14 protein-coding genes and 1 pseudogene are annotated in these 19325 nt (G+C 73.1%); 5 read left to right on the top strand and 10 right to left on the bottom strand.

The window, feature by feature from the left end; translation table 11 throughout:
• Positions 1-183: 183 nt before the first annotated feature.
• The gene (locus ACFWV2_RS29100) at positions 184-1137 is read left to right on the top strand and encodes a terpene synthase family protein (RefSeq protein WP_384409395.1); all 954 of its coding nucleotides are present in this window, start codon (positions 184-186) and stop codon (positions 1135-1137) included.
• A 412-nt stretch (positions 1138-1549) separates the two neighbouring features.
• Here the strand turns inward: ACFWV2_RS29100 and ACFWV2_RS29105 are convergent, their stop codons facing one another.
• Positions 1550-2386, bottom strand: coding sequence for an alpha/beta fold hydrolase (locus ACFWV2_RS29105; RefSeq protein WP_384409397.1), 837 nt, complete (start codon positions 2384-2386; stop codon positions 1550-1552).
• Positions 2387-2883: 497 nt separating this feature from the next.
• Positions 2884-3807: an NADP-dependent oxidoreductase gene (locus ACFWV2_RS29110; RefSeq protein WP_384409399.1), complete on the bottom strand. Its 924-nt coding sequence runs from the start codon at positions 3805-3807 to the stop codon at positions 2884-2886.
• A 127-nt stretch (positions 3808-3934) separates the two neighbouring features.
• On the opposite strand from ACFWV2_RS29110, the pseudogene ACFWV2_RS29115 reads away from it, so the two are divergent.
• Positions 3935-4983 (top strand): annotated as a pseudogene (locus ACFWV2_RS29115) (GlxA family transcriptional regulator).
• A gap of 29 nt (positions 4984-5012) precedes the next feature.
• On the top strand, positions 5013-6197 hold the full coding sequence (locus ACFWV2_RS29120; protein WP_384409401.1) for a YhjD/YihY/BrkB family envelope integrity protein: 1185 nt from the start codon (positions 5013-5015) through the stop codon (positions 6195-6197).
• A 474-nt stretch (positions 6198-6671) separates the two neighbouring features.
• Here ACFWV2_RS29120 and ACFWV2_RS29125 read toward each other — a convergent pair whose 3' ends face one another.
• The 5 genes from ACFWV2_RS29125 to ACFWV2_RS29145 all read right to left on the bottom strand — a co-directional run bounded on the left by ACFWV2_RS29125 (position 6672) and on the right by ACFWV2_RS29145 (position 13038).
• Positions 6672-7901 carry a PP2C family protein-serine/threonine phosphatase gene (locus ACFWV2_RS29125; protein WP_384409403.1) on the bottom strand — a complete coding sequence of 410 codons (1230 nt, stop codon included), beginning with the start codon at positions 7899-7901 and terminating at the stop codon, positions 6672-6674.
• A 142-nt stretch (positions 7902-8043) separates the two neighbouring features.
• Entirely contained in the window at positions 8044-8184 is a 141-nt protein-coding gene (locus tag ACFWV2_RS29130; protein ID WP_384409405.1) for a hypothetical protein, read from the bottom strand.
• A gap of 129 nt (positions 8185-8313) precedes the next feature.
• Entirely contained in the window at positions 8314-8442 is a 129-nt protein-coding gene (locus ACFWV2_RS29135; protein WP_384409407.1) for a hypothetical protein, read from the bottom strand.
• A 27-nt stretch (positions 8443-8469) separates the two neighbouring features.
• Positions 8470-9678, bottom strand: a complete 1209-nt coding sequence (locus ACFWV2_RS29140) for an aromatic acid exporter family protein (protein WP_384409409.1) — start codon at positions 9676-9678, stop codon at positions 8470-8472.
• 189 nt (positions 9679-9867) lie between these two features.
• The gene (locus tag ACFWV2_RS29145; protein ID WP_384409411.1) at positions 9868-13038 is read right to left on the bottom strand and encodes a hypothetical protein; all 3171 of its coding nucleotides are present in this window, start codon (positions 13036-13038) and stop codon (positions 9868-9870) included.
• 143 nt (positions 13039-13181) lie between these two features.
• On the opposite strand from ACFWV2_RS29145, the gene ACFWV2_RS29150 reads away from it, so the two are divergent.
• Together ACFWV2_RS29150 and ACFWV2_RS29155 are read left to right on the top strand one after the other, a co-directional pair.
• Positions 13182-13664, top strand: coding sequence for a MarR family winged helix-turn-helix transcriptional regulator (locus ACFWV2_RS29150; protein ID WP_384409413.1), 483 nt, complete (start codon positions 13182-13184; stop codon positions 13662-13664).
• 149 nt (positions 13665-13813) lie between these two features.
• A complete protein-coding gene (locus ACFWV2_RS29155; RefSeq protein WP_384409415.1) occupies positions 13814-15412 on the top strand; it encodes a DHA2 family efflux MFS transporter permease subunit in 1599 nt (532 codons plus the stop codon).
• Positions 15413-15479: 67 nt separating this feature from the next.
• Here ACFWV2_RS29155 and ACFWV2_RS29160 read toward each other — a convergent pair whose 3' ends face one another.
• From ACFWV2_RS29160 to ACFWV2_RS29170, 3 genes are all read right to left on the bottom strand, one after another.
• Positions 15480-16799, bottom strand: coding sequence for an NAD(P)/FAD-dependent oxidoreductase (locus ACFWV2_RS29160; protein WP_384409417.1), 1320 nt, complete (start codon positions 16797-16799; stop codon positions 15480-15482).
• A gap of 253 nt (positions 16800-17052) precedes the next feature.
• On the bottom strand, positions 17053-17511 hold the full coding sequence (locus tag ACFWV2_RS29165; RefSeq protein WP_384409419.1) for a pyridoxamine 5'-phosphate oxidase family protein: 459 nt from the start codon (positions 17509-17511) through the stop codon (positions 17053-17055).
• A 175-nt stretch (positions 17512-17686) separates the two neighbouring features.
• Positions 17687-19042: a DUF5685 family protein gene (locus tag ACFWV2_RS29170; RefSeq protein WP_384409421.1), complete on the bottom strand. Its 1356-nt coding sequence runs from the start codon at positions 19040-19042 to the stop codon at positions 17687-17689.
• Positions 19043-19325: the final 283 nt, after the last annotated feature.

Raw genomic sequence — 19325 nt, forward strand, 5'->3', positions numbered from 1 at the left:
AACTCCATGAGTTCGGGCCCCGCCGTCATGCGCCGATCGGGTTTCCCAACACTCCCTCACACAGAGCCTGAAGTGCGCGGATCACTCCCACTCCGTCCCTGGCCGTGGATGATCAAGTCAAGTACGCTTCGGACGCGCCGGGGTGCGTTTGGGGATCACCCGGGTCGACGCCTGGGAGTTCCCATGTTCAACGCCGCGATGCTCGATCTTCCGTTTCCGCCGCGCAGCAATCCGCACCAGGGCTCCGTGGCGCCCCTCCACCAGGACTGGCTGCTCCGCCACGAAGGGCTCGCCGGAGTCGTCGACCGTACGGCGTACGCCCGTTGGGACGTGCCCCAACTCGCCGCGTTCACCAGCCCTGACTGCGCCACCGACGACCTCGCCCTCGCCGCGGACCTGCTCAGTTTCTACTTCTTCTTCGACGACCGGTTCGACTCCGACCTCGGCCGGGCCCCCGCGCGCGTGGCCGAGGTCTGCGCCCGCCTGACGGCCCTCATGTACGGCGAAGGTCCGGCGCCGGATGCCCGTACCCCGGTCGAGCAGGCCTTCGCCGACCTGTGGGAGCGCAGCCTGCGCGGCATGTCCGCGCGGTGGCGTGCCCGGTCCGCGTACAACTGGGAGTGGTACTTCGCCTGCCACCCCGCCGAAGCCGCCGGCCGGCTCTCCGGGCGGCTGCCGGACCGGGAAAGCTATCTGGCGCTGCGCCGGGGCACGGCCGCCATGGAGACCCTCTTCGACATGGTCGAGCGGCTCAACCGGTTCGAACTGCCGCAGGAGGTGCTGCACCACCCGGCTTTCCGCCGGATGCGTCAACTGGCGGCCGACATACCGTCGTTCACCAACGACGTGCACTCCTACGCCCAGGAACTCGCCCGCGGCGATGTCGCCAACCTCGTGATGATCGTCCGCGAGGAGCGGGGCGGCACCCCCGAGGAGGCGGCCGTGCAGGTGATGCGCGAGGCGCAGAGGATGGTCGACCGCTTCGTGGAGCTGTCGACCGAGGTGCCCGAGATATGCGACCTGCTCGGCCTCGCCCCGACCGCCCGCGACGCGGCCCACCGGTACGTCGACGGCCTCGCCGCCTGGATCGCCGGCTACCACCGCTGGGAGGTCGCCACCGGTCGCTACGGTTACTGAGCCGACTCCGGCCGGTGCCCACGCGCGCGGCGGAGGGCGTACCGGTCAGCTCGTCGCCCGGATCGCGTCTCCGCGCCGCCGCGCAGACCCCGCGACATCCCGCAGGATCCGGACCTGCCGATGCCCGCGAGGCCTTCGAGACGTGCGATCCCGCCCTCCCCGCAGCCGCATCGCCGCGAACGCGAGTTCCGCCTCCCTGCCGCTGACCGGCTCGCCAGGGGGTGGGGTCCTCGGGGAGGGGACCCGTCGTCAACTGTTCCACGCTCATCGCGCCCGCCGGGACCGCACGGGACGGAGCTCGGTCACGCGTGCGGTACGGCGGAACAGTATGAGGCATGGAGCGTCGGCCGGGCCGGGAGCCGGCCTCGGCCGACGGGGGCCCGGACCTGCCCGAAGGACGGATGGTGGGGCGTCACTTCGCCAGGAAGGCGAGGAGCGCGGTGTTGACCTCCTCCGCGTGGGTCCACAGCAGGCCGTGCGGGGCGCCCTCGATCTCGACGTAGTCGGCGGTCGGGAGGGCCTTGCGGAAGGGACGCGCGGTGCCTTCGGCGGGCAGGATGCGGTCGGCGGTGCCGTGCAGGATCAGGGCGGGCACGTCGATGGCGGGGATGTCGGCGCGGAAGTCGGTGTACCAGGTCGCCGGTGCGGCGGAGGCGGCGAAGGAGCCGCCGGCGGCGGCGGTGTTCCAGCTGTTGCGGACGGCCTCCTCGCTGATGCGGCTGCCCAGGTTCTCGTCGAGGTTGTAGAAGTCGGCGAAGAAGTCGGTGTAGTAGGCGAATCGGTCGGCCTTGACGGCGGCGACCACGCCGTCGAAGAACTCCTTCGGCGCGACCCCGTCCGGATTGTCGTCGGACTTGAGCAGGCAGGGCTCCAGGGACGCCAGGAACGCGACCTTGGCGACGCGGCCCGAACCGTACGTGGAGACGTATCGGGCGACCTCTCCGGTGCCCATGGAGAACCCGACGAGGACGGCGTCGTGGAGGTCGAGGGTCTCCATCACGGTGTTCAGGTCGCCCGCGAAGGTGTCGTAGTCGTAGCCGGTCGTCGGCTGCGAGGACCGGCCGAAGCCGCGGCGGTCGTAGGTGATCACCCGGTGACCGGCGTCGAGCAGCGCGGCGCTCTGGCGCTCCCAGGAGTGGCCGTCGAGGGGGAAGCCGTGGATGAGGACGACCGGCCGGCCGGTGCCGTGGTCCTCGTAGTACAGCTCGATGGCGGTGGAGTTCTCCTGGCCCACGGTGATGTACGGCATGGGGTCGTCTCCTCGTTTCGGGTCGGCTGCTCCGCGCGTCCGCGCGGCACTTGACGCCCTCACCCTACGGTCGGCGTGGCGTCGTCTCTTGTCGCGCCGTGCACCGGGCCTTGCCCGGGAACGCAGCGTTCACGGGCGTGGCGCCGTGATGGGCCCGGCGCCGGGGACGCGTCCGGCGGGGGCCGTCTCGGTATCGGCCTCGGCCAGGACGAGCCGGGTCAGCTGGACCAGCGAGTTGACGGGTCCTCCGGGCGGTCGCGGGCCAGGACCCCGAGGGGCGCCCGTACCGGCGGGCGACGAGGGCCGGAAGGCCGCCGGTGCGGGCGCCTGGGGCCGGAAGGCCGCCGGTGCGGGCACCAGAGGCCGGAGGGTCGCCGGTGTGGGCGCCTGGGGCCGGAAGGTCGCCGGTGCGGGTGGGTGAAGCCGGAAGGTCGCCGGTGCGGGTGCCGGAGGCGGTGTGGGTGCCGGAGGCGGTGTGGGTCAGGCGGCGGTGCGGGTCAGGCGACGGTCAGGACGATCTTGCCGGTCGTGCGGCCCAGCTCGCCGATCTCGTGCGCCTTCGCCGCGTCGGCGAGCGGCAGCACCGTGTCGACCACCGGCCTCAGCTCCCCGCGCTCCACCAGGGCCGCGATCTCGCGCAGGCCGAGGTGGTCGGGCTCGACCAGGACCCAGACCGCCCGCACACCGTCCTTGGCGGCCGGGACCTGGTCCGGGCCCGGCAGGGTGACCAGTCGGCCCCCGGCGCCGAGCAGCTTCATGGAGCGCTCGGCGGTCTCCCCGCCGAGGCCGTCGAGCACGACGTCGACGCCGGAGACGACGTCCTCGAAGCGGGCCGTACGGTAGTCGATCACCTCGTCCGCGCCGAGTTCGCGCACCAGGTCGTGCTTGGGTGCGCTGGCCGTGCCGATGACGTACGCGCCCCTGGCCTTGGCGATCTGCACGGCGAGGTGCCCCACTCCTCCGGCGGCCGCGTGCACGAGGACGCGCTCCCCGGGTCGGACGTCCGCCGTGTCGACGAGGGCCTGCCAGGCGGTGAGGGCGGCGAGCGGCAGCGCCGCCGCCTCGACGTGCGTCAGGGACGCCGGCTTCGGGGCGAGGTGGCGGGCCGGTGCCACCACGTACTCGGCGTAGGCGCCCGCCTGGCGCGGGAACAGCGGCATGCCGAAGACCTCGTCACCGGGCCTGAGGTTCCCCACGCCGGGGCCCACGGCCTCCACCGTGCCGGACACGTCCCAGCCGACCACCGGGACGGCGTCCCAGCCGATGAGGGCACCGCTCGCGCGGGTCTTCCAGTCCACGGGGTTCACGCCGGCCGCGTGGACCCGCACCAGGACCTCGTTCAGGCCGGGCTCGGGGCGCTCCATCTCGCGCTCGACCATGTTCCCGGGTCCGCCCCACTGCTCCACGACCATCGCACGCATACCGTCAGCCTCTTTCGTCTCTCAGTCGGGTGCCGCCGGATCCCTGCCGACGGCGACCACTTCACGATCGGGCATGCCGTCCCGTTCCGGCATTGGCCGCCAGGCCACTATGTGACAGGATCTGGCCATGAGTACTTCCTGTGGGACGGCCGTACGGGACGAGCGCGCGGGACGACCGGAGAGGCCCCACCGCATCGCTGTGCTCGCCCTCCCCGGCGTGCCCCCCTTCGAGCTCGGCATCCCCTCCCGTGTCTTCGGCAGCGTCACGGACGCCGAGGGCCGCGCCTGTACGAGATCACCGTCTGCACCGCCGACGGCGGCCCCGTCCTCAGCGACGCCGGATTCACCGTGCAGCCCGTCGCCGGACCGGAGGCGCTCACCGAGGCCGACACGGTGGTTCTGCCGCCGACGCACGCCATGCCCGAGCTCGGCCGGGGCGGCCCCCTGCCGCCGGAGGTCGGCGCCGCCATCGCCGGTATCCGGCCCGGCACCCGGCTGGTGTCGATCTGCTCCGGGTCGTACGTGCTGGCTGCCGCCGGGCTGCTCGACGGCAGGCCCGCCACCACCCACTGGAACCTGGCGCCCGAGTTCCGCCGGGCCTACCCCCGGGTGAAGGTCGACGAGGAGGTGCTCTTCGTCGACGACGGCGACGTCCTGACCTCCGCGGGCGTGGCCGCGGGTGTCGACCTGTGTCTGCACATCATCCGCCGCGACCACGGTGCCGCGGCCGCGAACCGTGCCGCCCGCGTCTGCGTCGTCCCCCCGTGGCGGGACGGCGGTCAGGCCCAGTTCATCGACCGCCCGGTCCCCGAGCCCACCCTGGCGAGTACCACCGCCACCCGCGCCTGGGCCCTCGAACACCTCGCGGAACCCCTCACCCTCGCCCGCCTCGCCGAACACGCCCGGATGAGCCTGCGGTCCTTCACCCGCCGGTTCCGCGACGAGGTCGGCATGACGCCCGTGCAGTGGCTCACGGCGCAGCGGCTCGAACTCGCCAAGCAGCTCCTCGAGACCACCGATCTGTCGATCGACCTGGTCGCGCACCGCGCCGGGCTGGGCTCGGGGAACTCGCTGCGCGCCCACATGCGGACGGCGTTCGGCGTCTCGCCCGCCGCCTACCGGCGCGCCTTCGGCACGGGCGCCCCGGCGGGGCCGGCGGAGGCCGTCCGCGCGTAGGACCGGCCCAGGCGGGTAACCGCGACGACATGGCCGATCGGAGCGCCCCCCATGACCGCCGTACGGAGCCCGACGCGCAACACCCTGCGCACCCCGACGCGGAGCACCGTACGGAAGCCGACGCGGAGCACCGTTCGGAGACCGCCGCGCAGCACCGTTCGGAGCCCGACGCCACCCGCCGTACGGACGCCGCCGCCCATGACGGGCCTCCGGCGGTGCCGGATCCGCGGGACGTCGGGCCCGGCCCCGAGGTCGAGGAGCGCGCCCCCGACTCGCCGACCGAGTTGCCCCGACGCTCCTGGCTCCTGGTCCTCAAGGGCTCGATGCGCGAGTTCGTCGCCGACGAGCTGACCGATCGTGCCGCCGCCCTCACGTACTACGGCGTGCTCGCCCTCTTCCCCGGGCTGCTCGTTCTCGTCTCGATGCTCGGCGTCAGCGGACCGTCCACGACGGACAAGGTCCTCGACACCCTGCGCGACCTCACGCCCGGCCCGGCTCGTGACGTGCTCGGCCGTGCCGTGGAGAACGTGCAGGGCGGCACGGGCACGGGCGCCGCCATGGCGGTGGTCGGCCTGGCGCTCGCCCTGTGGTCGGCCTCCGGGTACGTCGGGGCGTTCATGCGCGCCGCCAACCGGATCTACGAGATGCCCGAGGGCCGTCCGGTCTGGAAGGTCCTGCCGATCCGGCTCGGCATGACCATGGCGCTCATGGTGATGGCAGCGGCGAGCGCCCTGATCGTCGTCTTCACCGGCGACGTGGCGCGCCGGGCGGGGGACGTGCTCGGACTCGGCGACACCGCGCTGGCCGTGTGGTCGATCGCGAAGTGGCCGGTGCTCGTCTTCCTCGTGACGCTGATGATCGCGCTCCTGTACTGGGCGGCGCCGAACGCCAGGGGCAGGGGCTGGCGGTGGATCACCCCGGGCAGCGCCCTCGCCCTGCTGATCTGGATGGCCGCGTCCGCCGGATTCGCCCTGTACGTGGCGGAGTTCGCGTCGTACAACAAGACCTACGGCACCATGGCCGGTGTCATCGTCTTCCTGATCTGGCTGTGGATCAGCAACCTGGCCGTGCTCCTGGGCCTCGAGTTCGACGCCGAGGCGCTGCGCCAGCGGGCGGTCGCCGGTGGCATGCCGCCGGACACGGAACCGTACGTGGAGCCCCGCGACACCCGTTCGTGGAGCGAGAAGGACGTCCGGTCGGTGCGCGACCGGTGAGCACCCCCCGCGGCCGTTCCCGGGGCGAACCCGGTCACGCGCGCCCGGCTCACGGCGCACGGACGGGACGTGCACGAAGACGCGTGTACGGCGGCGGCGGACGCTCAGGTCCGCCGCCGCCGTACATGAGGGCGCCGACACTCACCCGGACCGGGGCGGCCCTACGCCGCCCCGGATCAGTCGGGTCGCTCAGGTCACCGGCTCCGGTCCGGGTCCCGGCGGGGGCAGCGGGCCGGGCTGCGGGAACGGCTCCGGCGGCGGGCCGGGCGAGGGCGGATCCGGCTCGGGCCGGGGCGGCGCGGGCGGAACGGGGTCCGGGCCGCCCGGCCCGGGAACCGGCCCCGGGAGCGGCCCCGGAGCGGGGCCGGGTCCCGGTTCTGGCGGAGGCGTGGGGCTCGGCGGCACGGGATCGTTCGGGGGCGTGCTCATGGATCCTCCTGACGGGTCTCCGCGGTCTCGCTGTCGCAGCGACGCCTACCCGCGTACGTCACGGGCACTCGCCTCCGTGATCCGCCCGTGGGTCTGCGCGCCGAGGCCGCCCGGGTGCCACTCGGTGAGCAGGATGGTGGCGTCGTCGCGAAGCCTGTGGTCCTGGTGCTGACGCAGGCCCTGGACCAGGCGCCGCAGGGCCTCGGGCGCGGGGTCGCCCGCGGCGATGGCACGGATGACGTTGTCGGCAAGCCGCTCCTCGCCGTACAGGTCTCCCCCCGGTGAGCGGGCCTCGGTGACGCCGTCGCTGTAGAGGAGGATCCGGTCACCCGGCTGGAGCCGCTCGGAATGCTCGGTCGGCGGTGTGTCGGCGAGGAAGCCCCACCCGAGCGGCAGGTCGGGCTCCCGGGCGAGCACCTGCGGGAGGACCCTGCCGCCGCGGATCAGCAGGGGCGGCGGATGCCCGCAGTTGATCCAGGTCAAGCGTCCGTCCGAGGTGTCGAGATGGGCCACGACGGCGGTCATGAGCCGGTCGGTGAACCAGGCGTCGAGGATCCGGTCGATCGAGGTGACGATGTCGGTCAGGGAACCGCCGGAACGGCGTGTGGCGCGGCAGGCGGCGAGCCCCGCGGCGCTTGCACCGCCCGAGGCGAGGTCGTGGCCCATGGAGTCGATGACGGTGAGGTGCAGGCCGCTGTCGTCCAGGGTGTGGTCGAAGGTGTCACCGCCGATGTCGTACGCCGGCTCCAGCACCGCCGACGAGGTGACGTCCGCCGTGCCGATGGTCCGTGGCGGCAGGAAGGCCCACAGCAGCTCGGCCTGCACCGTCATCGCCCGCGAGCGCTCTGCCTCGACGAGCAGGTCGCTGTGGGAGGACTTGGACACGACGAGGAGGGCGGCCGCGTCGGCGAGCCCCACGGCCCGCCCGAGCACGGCAACGTCGAGGGCCGGCGCCGTCACCATCAGCACCCCGAGGCGCTCGACTCCGTCGATCATCGGCAGCCAGGCGGTACTGCCGTCCCTCGACCGCTGCACCTCCTGCGTGCGGTAGGCCAGGCCCGCCGGCGACGAGTCGGCGTCGAGCACCGGCTGTGCCACGGCGTCGAGCTGGGGCAGGGCCACCAGCCGGATCTGCTGGAGGTCCGCCACGTACAGGGCCGTCCCCCGCAGCCCCATGCGTCGGCCCGCGTCCTGGACGAGGCCCGCGAGGTCCCGCCCCGACAGCAGATGGGAGCGGGCCAGCAGCCCGGCCAGGACATCCTCGTACGTCGTCACACGACCTCCGCGGCTCTCCTCGAAGGCGTCGCGCGACGCGACGGCTGCGCGGCCCGGCGTCCCTCGGGGGATGGCATTCAGGCTACGCAGCCTTGCCCGGGATCGCCTCCCCACACTCCGCGGCTCACCGGACGGGACGGGGTCACGGGGCGTGGGGCTTCGCACGCACCATCCGTCGGACGGCCCGTCGCGCGCCCCACATCGCCACCCCCAGGAGCACGCGGCGGACGAGGACGGGGGGCGTCCAGCGGACGAGGGACCGGCTGCGCCTGAAGGCGGACATCACGGGCACCTCCTGATGCCGGAAGCGGGCTCAGGCGGCCTGCCGCCTGCGTCGGCGAGGAGGCGAGGGCTTGTCGACGTGGGGCGTGTCCTCATCGGGCTCGTCCTCGTAGGGCTCGTCCTCGTCGGGCTAGTCCTCGTAAGGCCCGTCCTCCTCGGGCTCTTCCTCCTCCTCCACATCTTCCTCCTCGTCAGGCTCTTCGTCCTCGTCAGGCGCTTCGTCCTCGTCAGGCGGCTCCACTCCCGCGGACTCGGACACGTGGACCGAGCGGCCCGCGCCCCGCGCTCAGGCGTCCACGGGGGCGCGCCGGTAGCGGGGCCTCAGTCGGCGCTCCCGGCGCTCGCGGGTGTGACGGTCGAGTTCCTCCATGAGCCGACGGCCCCGGTGCTCCGGGTCCAGTTCGTCGAGGACGCGGTCGATCTCGGTGAGCAGGGCGCCGTAGAGCTGCCAGCGTTCGGGCTCCTTCAGGGCCAGGGCGAGCAGCAGGTCCGCGGCCCCGCCGCGGCAGGCGCGGGCCGCTCGCAGTTCGCCCGCGAGCCGGGTCTCGGCGGCTTCGGCCGCCTCGCTGCCGGGAGCCGTGACGAGCACGGCGAAGCTGACGAAGGCGTCGGCTGTGTGCTGCGCCGTCTCCTGGAGGGCGAGAGCGGTCGGCCGGGGCAGCAGCGCTTCTCCGTCCCGTTCCTTCGCCAGGTCGGTAAGGGTACGGGTGAGGACGCGCAGGACGACGGCGCAGATCTCCAGGGTGTCGAGCCCCGTCCGCAGCACGATGCGGTGCAGCAGGCCTTCCTTGACGCGCGGGTTGAGGCGCAGGCTGTCCTCGGCCGTGCGCAGTGCGCCGTCCACGTCCGCCACGTCGTTGTCGAGCCGTCGAGCCTCGTGCAGCCGGGCCGCCGCCCGCTCGACGGGGGGCGCCCCCGCGAACTCCTCGGCCACGTCGAGCAGCAGCCTCCGCATCCGCCGGGCCAGGTCCTCGATCGACTCCCCCGCCGTGTCCACCCATACGGGCGGGGCGAGCACCAGGTTGAAGAGCATGCCGACGACGGCGCCGATCAAGGTTTCGAGGACGCGGTCCCACGCCGTGTGGGCGACCTGGGTGACGCCGAGCACCAGCATGGCGCTGATGGCGACCTCGGGGACGAACTCCTCCACCTTCACGAGCCGCCCCACGAGGAGCGAGGCGAGGATGATCAGGGCGAGGCTCCACCAGGTGAGTCCGACGAGGACGCTGAACCCGATGGCGATGAGGACGCCGACGACGACGGAGTTGACCCGGCGCAGACTCGTGGTGAGGGTCGAGTAGAGCGTGACCTGGACGACGAGGAGCGCGGTGAGCGGTGCGGTCAGGGGTGCCGCCTCGCTGCTGAGCCAGAGCGCGACGACGTACGACAGGGTCGCCGCCGCCGTGGACCGTACCGTCTGCACGACGAACGGGTCCCGCCTCAGTCGTCGCCCGAGCAGGGCGTACCGGGCGCTCCGCTTGCTGCGTTGCGTCACGTGCTACCTCGCTTCGCTCACGGTGTCCCGCTCCACCCGAGCGTGCCACCCCTCCCCCCGCCGCCGGGCCCCGGCACACCGTGCTCCGCCAACGGGCCTTCGTACGGGGCTTACCGGACTGCGCCTGCCCAGGCGTACGGATGCCACGCCATGATCTTGGTCCGCCACCCGGGCCGCCGGGGCGGCGCGTCATGCGCGGGGCAGGCACCGCTCCAGGGTCTGGGCGAGTTGACCGCTCAACGTCAGCCGCTTTCCGCCTTCCTCGTCCCGCAGTCTGTTCAACTGGTCGTCCAGGTCCTGTTGGGCGCTCTTCGACAGCACCCACCCCAGCGGTGCCTGGGTGCCGGGGCCTCGTACGTTGGCCAGCGGCAGGTAGCGGGCGCAGCCGAAGGCCTCGAAGGCTCGCTGGCGTACGTTCGCCTCCGTCGTGCTCACCGCGGCGGCCTTGCCCTTGAGGGGGACGAGGAGTTCCCTGGGCCGGCCGGGCGGGGGGACCGCCGCCACGCTGCTGTACCCGTTGTCGATCTGGACCAGCACCGCCTCCACCGGGCGGGTCGCGACGGCGTCGTCGGCCTCGCAGCCCTTCGGCACCGGGCCGCCCGTCACCCGCTGGTTGTGACAGTCGATCACCCGGGCGAGCCGGTCGCGCAGGTCGACGGCGGTCATGCTGCCGGTGGCTTCGACATAACCTCCGTCGACGACGGACAACCGGGCCTCCGGGTGTCCGCACGCGTCACCGGAGAGCCTCCCGGAGGGCGTGATCCAGGGGAAGCGCGCGGAGAGCAGCACGGCCGTGGACCGGTTGACGTCCTCCCGGCCGCACAGGAATCCGCCGCGCAGGTCGATGAGAGTGGGCCCGCCGGGTGGGCGTGCCTCCTGACCCGTGCCCGGCTCACGGGGTCGTTCGGGGCGCTGGGTGCAGGAGGTCGGGCCGACGGGGCGGTCGAAGGCGCCGAGCTGGATCGGGGAGGTCAGCACCCGGCATCCGCTCTCCACCGCGGTGCCGTTGAACAGGGCGAGGGGCGTCCAGGCGGCAACGTCGGAGTCCCCGGTCGCGTTCCAGGTCCCGTAGAACGGCCGCTTCAGTTCCTCCTGTCGGCGTTCCCAGGACTGTTCGAGCACGGCCGCCCGGTCCTTTCCGCCGAACCCGACGAACGCCCGCGGGAGGTCGACGTACGTCAGCCACGCCAGCGCGCCGGAGAGGTGGTCCTGCCCGAAGACCTCCTGGTGGCCCGCGGTCTCCGTCGGCGCGTCGGGGGTGGTCCGGGCGATCCAGGACATCGCACCGAGGCTGCCGCCCGAGACGCCGCTGACGGCGAAGACCGGGGCGCGGCCGTCCGGCGGGGTGCACGCCGAGCCGGGAGCCGCAGTCACCGGCCCCGGGGGAAACAGCTGGTCGAGGACGGAACGGGTCCAGTAGGCCGCGCGGACCCCGCCGCCCGACGCGGCCACGATCACCAGGGGCAGGGGCGGGCCGGTCCTCGCCTCGGCCGGCACGTTCGTGGTCGCGGGCAGGGTCGCGCAGTTGGCGGCGGCCCAGCTCCGGAACGCCTCTCCCAGGCCCAGGCCGTCGTCGTCCGGGACCGGCGAGTCAACCTCCGCCGCGTGGACGCGCACCTGGTGATGGCCCTGCTCGTCGAACGTCGAGGCCAGCAGGAACCAGGCGATCAGCAGGACGAACACCGGGGTGCGCTCCAGCTTCAGCACGCGGAAGCCCGTGACCGCCGTGGCGCGTTCGGACCAGCGCTGCAGTTCGTTCAGGATCACGAGGGCCAGGCAGAGGAACACGGTCAGTACGGCGATGGGTCCCGCCCGGACGGGCAGGTTCCAGGTCCGGTCCCACACGAGCGTGACGATCGAGACGGCCACGAACAGTCCGCAGAGGCCGGACAGTGCGAGATACAGCCCGTACCTGCGGTGCCGCGGCGACGGCGCCATCGCCCAGCCGCAGTGTCTCTGCGCCCACTTCAGCAGGTACGGCAGGACGACACCCGCCGCGGCGGCGAGCAGCCCCAGGAGGATCAGGAGGACCGCGGACCAGCGTCGCGGGCCCACGACGGCGGGCGCCACGGCGGCGCGCACGGCGAACACCCCGAGGGCGAGGAGGGGCAGCGCGGCGAGCAGTCGCGCGGTGGTCTCCAGGCTCGTGCGTGGCCTGCCCGTGATCATGTCGGCGCGCTGCTGGGCCCTCGTCCGGGCGACGGCCGCCCCGGGGTCGCTGCGCGTCCGCTTCCGGACCGTCGCACCGCCGATCCAGGACAGGACGAGGACGAGGCCGAGGACGAACGCGAGGCCCCGCAGGCCGGGGGCGAGGCGGATGCCGAGGGCGAGACAGACGAGAGCGGCGAGCAGGAGCCAGCGCTGCCGGACGGGGGCCAGTGCCCGGTCCTGGGTGAGGGCGGTCCGGTGCACACTGCGCCAGAGCAGGAGCGAGAGGACGAGGACGGCGACGGGTGTGGCGATCGCGGTGGACCAGTGGTCGAGGAGACCCAGCAGGGCGTCCGGCACCTGCTCGACGCCGAATCCGGCGACGAGCAGCAGCAGCACGGCCGACACGAAGAGCTGCACGCGCACGACCGCCAGGTTCTCCCGCCAGGGCAGCGTGGCGAGCACCCTGGTGTGCACGACGAGCACGGTCAGGATCAGGACGGCCAGGCCCACGAGGGCCCACTTGGCCACGGCGGCGCAGGCGACGACCCGGTAGAGCGTGTCGATCCGCGCCGGTGTCAGGTCGCCTTCGCCCAGCCGCGCCTGGCACGCGTTCTCGACCGCCTCGACCAGCACGAGGCCGCCGATCAGGAGCCACTGCCGGGAAGACGCGGTGGCGCGGCCCAGGGACGCGCTCGTCGCCTCCGCCGGTGTCTCGGCGTCCCGGGTGGCCGGGGGGATCCGGGCACGGAGGGCGGTCCATGCCTGGTGGAGCAGGAGGACGTACAGCAGGACGAGAAGCACGTCGAGTCCCACGTACCAGTCGATGAGGAGGCGTGCCTCGGCTCCCCCGGTCGGTGGCTCGAAGACCTGGTCGCGCGCCGTGCCGGTGAACGCGTCGAGACACGCCTCCACCCGTGGCCCCGGGTCGGAGCCCTTGTACGTGTCCTGGGTGATCAGGGGCTGCCGCCGGTCGGGCAGCGTGTTGAACCAGACGCACCAGGCCGTGCGGGCTTCGGTGCGGGCCTCCTGCGAGAGGGGGGTGACGGTGACGAGCCCACCCCAGGTGTTCGACGGGGATCCGGGGGCTTCGATCCGGCCGAGAGCGGCGTCCACCCGTCCCGCGGCGGTGAAGAGGATCGCCAGGAGGACCAGCGCGGGCGCCACCCACCACCGCACCCGCCGGGGCCACTGCTTCACTTCCACCGCCATGGGGGCTCCCGCTCGGTCGACTCGCCCCATCGTGGTCGTGGTGGGTGAGCACGCGTAAGCCGCTGAACGGGTTCCCCCCCCCGGCGCAGGGAGGCCGTATTAGGTATGTTGACATAGCTATCACGCATACGTAAGGTACCGGCGTGCCCGAGAACAGTGCGTCCGACGAGGAGATCCGCCGCGTGGCCTCCGGGCTCGTGGCATGCCTCCCGGCGCTCTCCCGGGCCGTCGAGCGGCGCGTGGACCTGGACGACTCGTACCCCATGCCCGCCAAGCCGTCCGAGGCGCAACTCGCGCTGCTGCGGCACGTCGGGACGTGCGACGGCATCACCGTCCGTGATGCCGCCGAGGCCCTCCTCATGAAGCCGAACAACGTCAGCGCGCTGGTCAGGCAGCTGACCGAGCGGGGACTGCTCGAACGGCGGCAGGATCCGGCCGACAAGCGCGTCGCGCACCTGCACCTGACCGCGACGGCCCGGCGCGAGATCGCCCAGGTCGAGCACGTCATGGGCACCCATGTGGCCCGCGCGCTGCGCGCCCTGAGCGACGGTGAGCTGGACGCCCTCGGCTCCGCGCTCGGCGCCCTCGGCTCACTCAACCGCCGGCTTCACCGCCCGGCGCGCTGATCGGATACGCCGGGCCCTGACGTCCCGGCATCCTCGCGCTCTCCTGGGCACCGCTGCGACGGCGTCGCACCGCCGACCGCTGCCGCCGCTGCTTCGGTCCCCGGGACATCCCTGACCCACCCCTCACCTACGTAAGGAATGGCTCCGCCATGCCCTCCGCACCCTCAGCCGCTCCGCCGACGCACGCCCCGACCCGGGCCGCGACCCCGGCCGGCGGCCCTCGCTCCAACCCGTGGTTCACCCTGCTCGCCGTCGCGTTCGGCCTGTTCATGGTCGGTCTCGACGGCTCCGTCGTCGCCATCGCCAACCCGGAGATCGGCCGTGACCTCGGCGCTTCGACGGCCGACCTGCAGTGGGTCACCAACTCCTACCTGCTGGCCCTCGCCGCCGCGCTGATCCTCGGCGGCAAGCTGGGAGACCGGTTCGGCCGCCGCACCTTCTACCTCATCGGCGTCGCCGGGTTCACCCTCGCCTCCGTCGCCATCGGCCTGGCCGGATCCATCGAGGGCGTCATCGCCTTCCGTGCCGTCCAGGGCTTCTTCGGTGCGCTGCTCATGCCGAACACCCTCGGATTGCTCCGGGCCGTCTTCCCTCCGAGGAAGTTCGGCATGGCCGTCGGGATCTGGGCCATGGTCTCCTCCGTGTCCACCGCGCTCGGGCCGATCGTCGGCGGTCTGCTCGTCGAGCACGTGAACTGGGAGTCCGTCTTCTTCATCAACGCCCCCATCGGCGTGATCGCGCTCCTCTTCAGCATGGCCGTCCTGCCGCAGAGCCGGAACGCCTCCGCCACGCGGGAGAAGTTCGACCTGGCCGGTGTCTTCCTCCTCGCCGCGGGTCTGCTCGCCGTCGTGTTCGGCGTCGTCAAGGGCGAGACCTGGGGCTGGACTTCGACCGGCACGCTGGGCTCCATCATCGCCGGGGCGGCGGTCCTGGCGGTCTTCGCCCGGCACGAGACGCGGGTCGCCTCGCCGCTGCTGCCGATGCGACTGTTCCACAACCGCGCGCTCGCCATCGGCACGGTCGTCACCGCCCTCAACTTCTTCGTCCTGCTCGGCGTGATCTTCTTCGTCATGATCTACCTGCAGAACGTCCGCGGCCTCTCCCCCGTGGAGGCGGGCGTGCGGACGCTGCCGCTGAGCCTGGCGTCCGTCGTCGCGTCACCGCTGGGCGCGGTGCTCACCGAACGCTTCGGCCCCCGGCTCACCATGCCGCTCGGCATGGTCCTGCAGGCGGCCGCCTGCTTCGCGATGCTCGGCTGGAGCCCGGAGTCCTCCCCCGCCGTGATGTGGCCGCCGTTCGTCGCGCTCGGTCTCGGCGTCGGCATGGTGATGTCGTCCTCCTCCGACGCCATCGTGGGCAACGCGCCCGTCAAGGACGGCGGCGTCGCCGGCGGCCTCCAGGCCACCGCCCTCCAGATCGGCGGAGCGCTCGGCACCTCCGTGCTCGTCTCCCTGATCGGCAGCCGCGTCGGCACGACGCTGTCCGGCGAACTCGGCTCCGCCGGGGTCCCCGCGCCGGTGGCCGCGGGCCTGCACGAGGCCAAGGACGCCGTCGCCATGGGCGTCGCCCCCGTGACCGCCGGCATGCCCGACGCCCTCAGGGCCGCCGTCACCGAGGGCAGCCACCAGGCCTTCATGAACGGCGTGCACACCTCGGTACTCGTCGCGGGCACCCTGTGCGCACTCGGCGCCCTGCTCGCCGTCATCGGGGTACGCCGCCGTGCCCCCGAAGCCGCCGATCTGGGGTGACCCCAGGTGAGCGACGAGGCGCGCGCGAACAGGGGTGCCGCGGACGCCCACGTTCTGGCCGATCCCCTCAGCCGGCGATGAGCACGCGCGCGGCCCGAGCGAGGAACCGGACGTCGGTCAGGGCCTTCGGCGGCAACTGCATGTTCACGACGCCCATGTACCGCTCGTTCACGACGGGATCGAGCACGGAGGCCTCGGTGAGCTTGTCGGCGACCCACCTCTGCACCCGGTAGCCGCGTGGGTACGGACCGGTGACATTTGGCTGCGCGAGGTCGGCTGCCGTGGAGAGCCGCCAGGCTCCGTCCACGACGGCTTCGGCGAGGCGGAAGTAGTCCCACGCCGGGGCCTGCGGGGAAGGAGCGGAGCGGAGGTGGGCCCCGAGGGCGTTGGCCGTCAGCGCCGAAAGCGTCAGGCCCTGGCCGTAGACCGGGTTGACGCTTGCCAGAGCGTCTCCGACGACGACAAGGCCGCCGGGGAAACGGCGCAGGCGGGAGTGCACCCGGCGGCGGCTTTCGACGAAGCGGTACGTCCTGACGTCGCCGATCATCTCGGACGTGTCCGCCACCGTCCTGATCGGGGCGACGCAGCGGCGCATCCGCCGGAGGAACTCCTTCCGGTCGGGTCCCGGGCGGTGGTCGGCGTAGCCGGCCAGGACGACCGACCAGCGGTCGCCCTCCACGGCGGCAAGGGCACCGGGCTCCGTCAGCGTGGGCTGGTATTCGCTCGCGGGCCCCGGGCTGGAGTGGGCGATGACGGTGCTGCCCAGCTCATCGCCTCGGTGGAACGTGGCGGTGGCGTATCCGAGGTCGACCCGCATGCTGTCGACGGGTGCCTTGTCCCAGCCGTGCCGGACGAGCCAGGCCTCCAGGGGGCTGTTGCGCCCCATCGCGTCGACCACGAGGTCGGCGTCGAACGTCTCGCCGGCGCCGCCGCCGCTTTCGGCGGCCGCAGTGGTCACGCCGACCGCGCGGCCGTCCCTGAGCACGAGGTCGGTGACCTGCGCCTGACTGAACCGCACGTTCTCGAGGTCTGCGACCCGGCGCCGCAGGTGGCTCTCCAGGAACGGCCGGGTGGCCCCGAGCACGCGCGCCCCCGCCACCGGGGCCTTGAGGCGTCCGTCCAGGTAGAACCGCACGTCATCGCCCTCGCCGAGGCGAGCGCCGCCCGCCACCAGGTCCTCGGTGATCCCGGGAAACCAGCGCTCCAGCTGCGTGTGCCCCATGGAGAGCAGAGCGTGGAGCTGGTGCCGCTGGGGAGTACGCCGACCGAACCCGTCGGCCCCCATGACGTCGGGCTCCACCACCACGACGTCCTCGGCGTAGTCGCTCAGCACCCGGGCGGCGAACAGCCCCGCGTAGCTCCCACCCATGACGATCGCTCGCCTCATATGAACCCCTCACCTCAGCGCAACGGCCGCGTCCCCAGTCGCGGTTGGCGACGCTGTCTCCGCGTCGGCCGATCAGGACACTACTGATGCGCGCGGACGACGGTGGAGCCCGCGGAGACGTTCCCGTCAGCTCGGTCACCACGCCGGCTGCCGAGCCGACCCGCGGAAACGGCCGCAAGTCTCCCCCATCGGCATCGCCCGGACCGCACGCCAACGCCTCGCGCACCGGCAGTCGGTCGATCGACCGATCCCCTCAGCCGGCGATGTCGAGGGCCGTGCCGTACAGGCGGTCCACCTTCAGGCGGATGACGACGCGCCGCTCGGCCGTCTGCCCTGCCAGCCAGCTCTCCTCGTCCTCGGGCCTCGCCGCCTCGGGGATCATCCCGAGGAGTTCCCGGCCGACCGCGTCGCCGGGTGACGTCGTCGGCCCCGACACCTCCGCCTCCCCCTCGGCGACGGCGAACGACCAGACGTCGTCGCCGCGCACATGCAGCGCCGCATGCGGGTCGCGCCGCAGGTGCGTGACCTTGACGCGGTCCGCGGTCGTCGAGAACCGTGCGACGCGGGCCTCGGGGTCCCAGCTGTACAGCATCGTGGTCAGATGGGGGTGGCCGCTCCGCTTGACGGTGGCGAGCGTGCCGAACTGCTGCGTGCCGAGCAGGTCGGAGAGGGCTTCCTCGGACAGGGGGCGCGGCGCGGGTCCTTGAGTCATACCGACGCCAACTCCCCTGCTCCCGCGAACATTCCGCGTCGCTCACGCCCCCCTCGTGACCGGTGTCGGAGGTGTCCCGGATCGCGCTCCAGGTGGCGACGACAGCTTGTTGTACGCCACCTTCGCCGGACTCCCTTCCCACAAGGCGTCCCTTCAGCCGATCAGGGCCACGGCGTCAGTCGCAGCAGCAGTTGCAGGGATTGCAGCAGCCGTCCCCCGAGCCACCACCGGAACCACCCGATCCACCGGAGCCGCTTGAGCCGCGGCCACCTCCGCCCGAACCACCCGAGTGACCGCCCGGGTTGCCGCCGCCCTGACCGCCCCCGCTGCCGCCGCCCTGACCGCCGAACCAGCCGTCACCGCCGGAACCCCCCTGGTTCGAGCCGCCGCCGGACGGCAACGGCTCACCGTCCATGCCGGTGTCACAGGTGCAGCAGCTGTAGCACCACCGGCAGCCGCGGCACAGCGGACGGTACTGGTCACACCGTCCGCACCGCCCCTCGGACGGCCGGCCCGAAGCCATCGAGGCGGCGCCGGGGGCCGCGAGCGCTCCGACGCCGCACGCCGGGCCCGTCTCCGTGCCCTCCTCCAGGGTCGTGTCCTTCGCCGTACGGCGACCCAGCCAGGGCAGCACGCGCGGGCCGGGAGTCCGGGGGCGGTGCCGGTGGTGACCCGGGCGGGGGACGAAGACCCGGTCGACGGCGTGCTCCAACTCCCCACCGAGAAGCGCCCTCACCAGTCGGCCGTCGACGAACTCGGCCTCGTCCAGGGCGAGTCGTATCCCGTGGACCGCGTCGTCGCAGAGCCGGCGCACCTCGGCGCGGTCCGCGCCGGTCACCGCGATCGGGTTCCACGCGCCGGACGCCGCGTCCGCGTCCAGGTCCTCCACCGCGTCCAGCAGATGCGCCAGCCGGCCGAACAGACGGCCCGCCTCCGCCAGCGGTCCGGCGTTGCCCGGGCGGCCGGCGAGCACGGCGGTGTGCGCGAAGGCGGCGGCGGTCGCGGTCTCCGTGGGCTCCGTCACCGAGAGCAGCGAGCCGCGGGGGCCGGTCGCCCGCTCGATGTCCTGCTGGCGTTCCACCGCGTCGATCAGCACCGCGGTGTCGAAGCCCAGCCGGTCTCCGCCCGCGGCTCCCGCACGGTCCCAGCTCTGGGCGACCCGGCGGGCCGCGAGGGTCACCGGGCGGCGTCCCCACAGGCCGTCGCCGTCGGCCACATGGTCACGTATCTTCGCCGCGGCGAGCACCAGCGACACCGTCGCCGCCAGCCGCGCGCCCTCTCCCCGCGCCACGTCCGCCGACCGCATCCCGCGCAGCGGGCACGGGCCGGCGCCTCGCCGCCAGTCACCGGTGCGCTCCGACTGCGCCTCGGTCAGCACCGAGACGACGAGCCCGTCGTAGTTGGTGGCCACCCGCGCGAACTGCCCGTACTCGCCGCGCAACGCCAGGCACAGCCCGCACAGATGCGCCATCCACTCGGTACGCATGGTCCCGCCCAGGCGGTGGCGGCATGGCCTGATGATTCCGAACACCGAAGTTCTCCCCCGTAGAAGCAGTGAGCGCGCGAAGCGTCAACCCCAGGTGACGGCGCGCGGCCGACATCCTAGGGGGTCGTCCGGGACGACCCGGGCGCCCCTGCCGCGAAGGACGGACGAGGTAGGTGGTCGCACTCCGGAGCGTCGGTCCCCAGCAGTCGTTCCCGTCGAATGATGCGAGCGCAGTACGTACGGACGGAGACCCTCGCGCCCAGAAGTCGGGGCTTCGGTCGGCGCCGTTCGCGAGGCGCCCCAGCTGCGCCGTGCGCGATCCCCGGCG

The sequence above is a fragment of the Streptomyces sp. NPDC058671 genome, assembly GCF_042716475.1.
Classification (GTDB): domain Bacteria; phylum Actinomycetota; class Actinomycetes; order Streptomycetales; family Streptomycetaceae; genus Streptomyces.

Excerpts from the sequence above, each read along its gene's own strand:
- ACFWV2_RS29100 (WP_384409395.1), top strand. The coding sequence starts at position 184 with ATGTTCAACGCCGCGATGCTCGATCTTCCGTTTCCGCCGCGCAGCAAT.
- ACFWV2_RS29105 (WP_384409397.1), bottom strand. The coding sequence starts at position 2,386 with ATGCCGTACATCACCGTGGGCCAGGAGAACTCCACCGCCATCGAGCTG.
- ACFWV2_RS29110 (WP_384409399.1), bottom strand. The coding sequence starts at position 3,807 with ATGCGTGCGATGGTCGTGGAGCAGTGGGGCGGACCCGGGAACATGGTC.
- ACFWV2_RS29120 (WP_384409401.1), top strand. The coding sequence starts at position 5,013 with ATGGCCGATCGGAGCGCCCCCCATGACCGCCGTACGGAGCCCGACGCG.
- ACFWV2_RS29130 (WP_384409405.1), bottom strand. The coding sequence starts at position 8,184 with ATGTCCGCCTTCAGGCGCAGCCGGTCCCTCGTCCGCTGGACGCCCCCC.
- ACFWV2_RS29145 (WP_384409411.1), bottom strand. The coding sequence starts at position 13,038 with ATGGCGGTGGAAGTGAAGCAGTGGCCCCGGCGGGTGCGGTGGTGGGTG.
- ACFWV2_RS29155 (WP_384409415.1), top strand. The coding sequence starts at position 13,814 with ATGCCCTCCGCACCCTCAGCCGCTCCGCCGACGCACGCCCCGACCCGG.
- ACFWV2_RS29160 (WP_384409417.1), bottom strand. The coding sequence starts at position 16,799 with ATGAGGCGAGCGATCGTCATGGGTGGGAGCTACGCGGGGCTGTTCGCC.
- ACFWV2_RS29165 (WP_384409419.1), bottom strand. The coding sequence starts at position 17,511 with ATGACTCAAGGACCCGCGCCGCGCCCCCTGTCCGAGGAAGCCCTCTCC.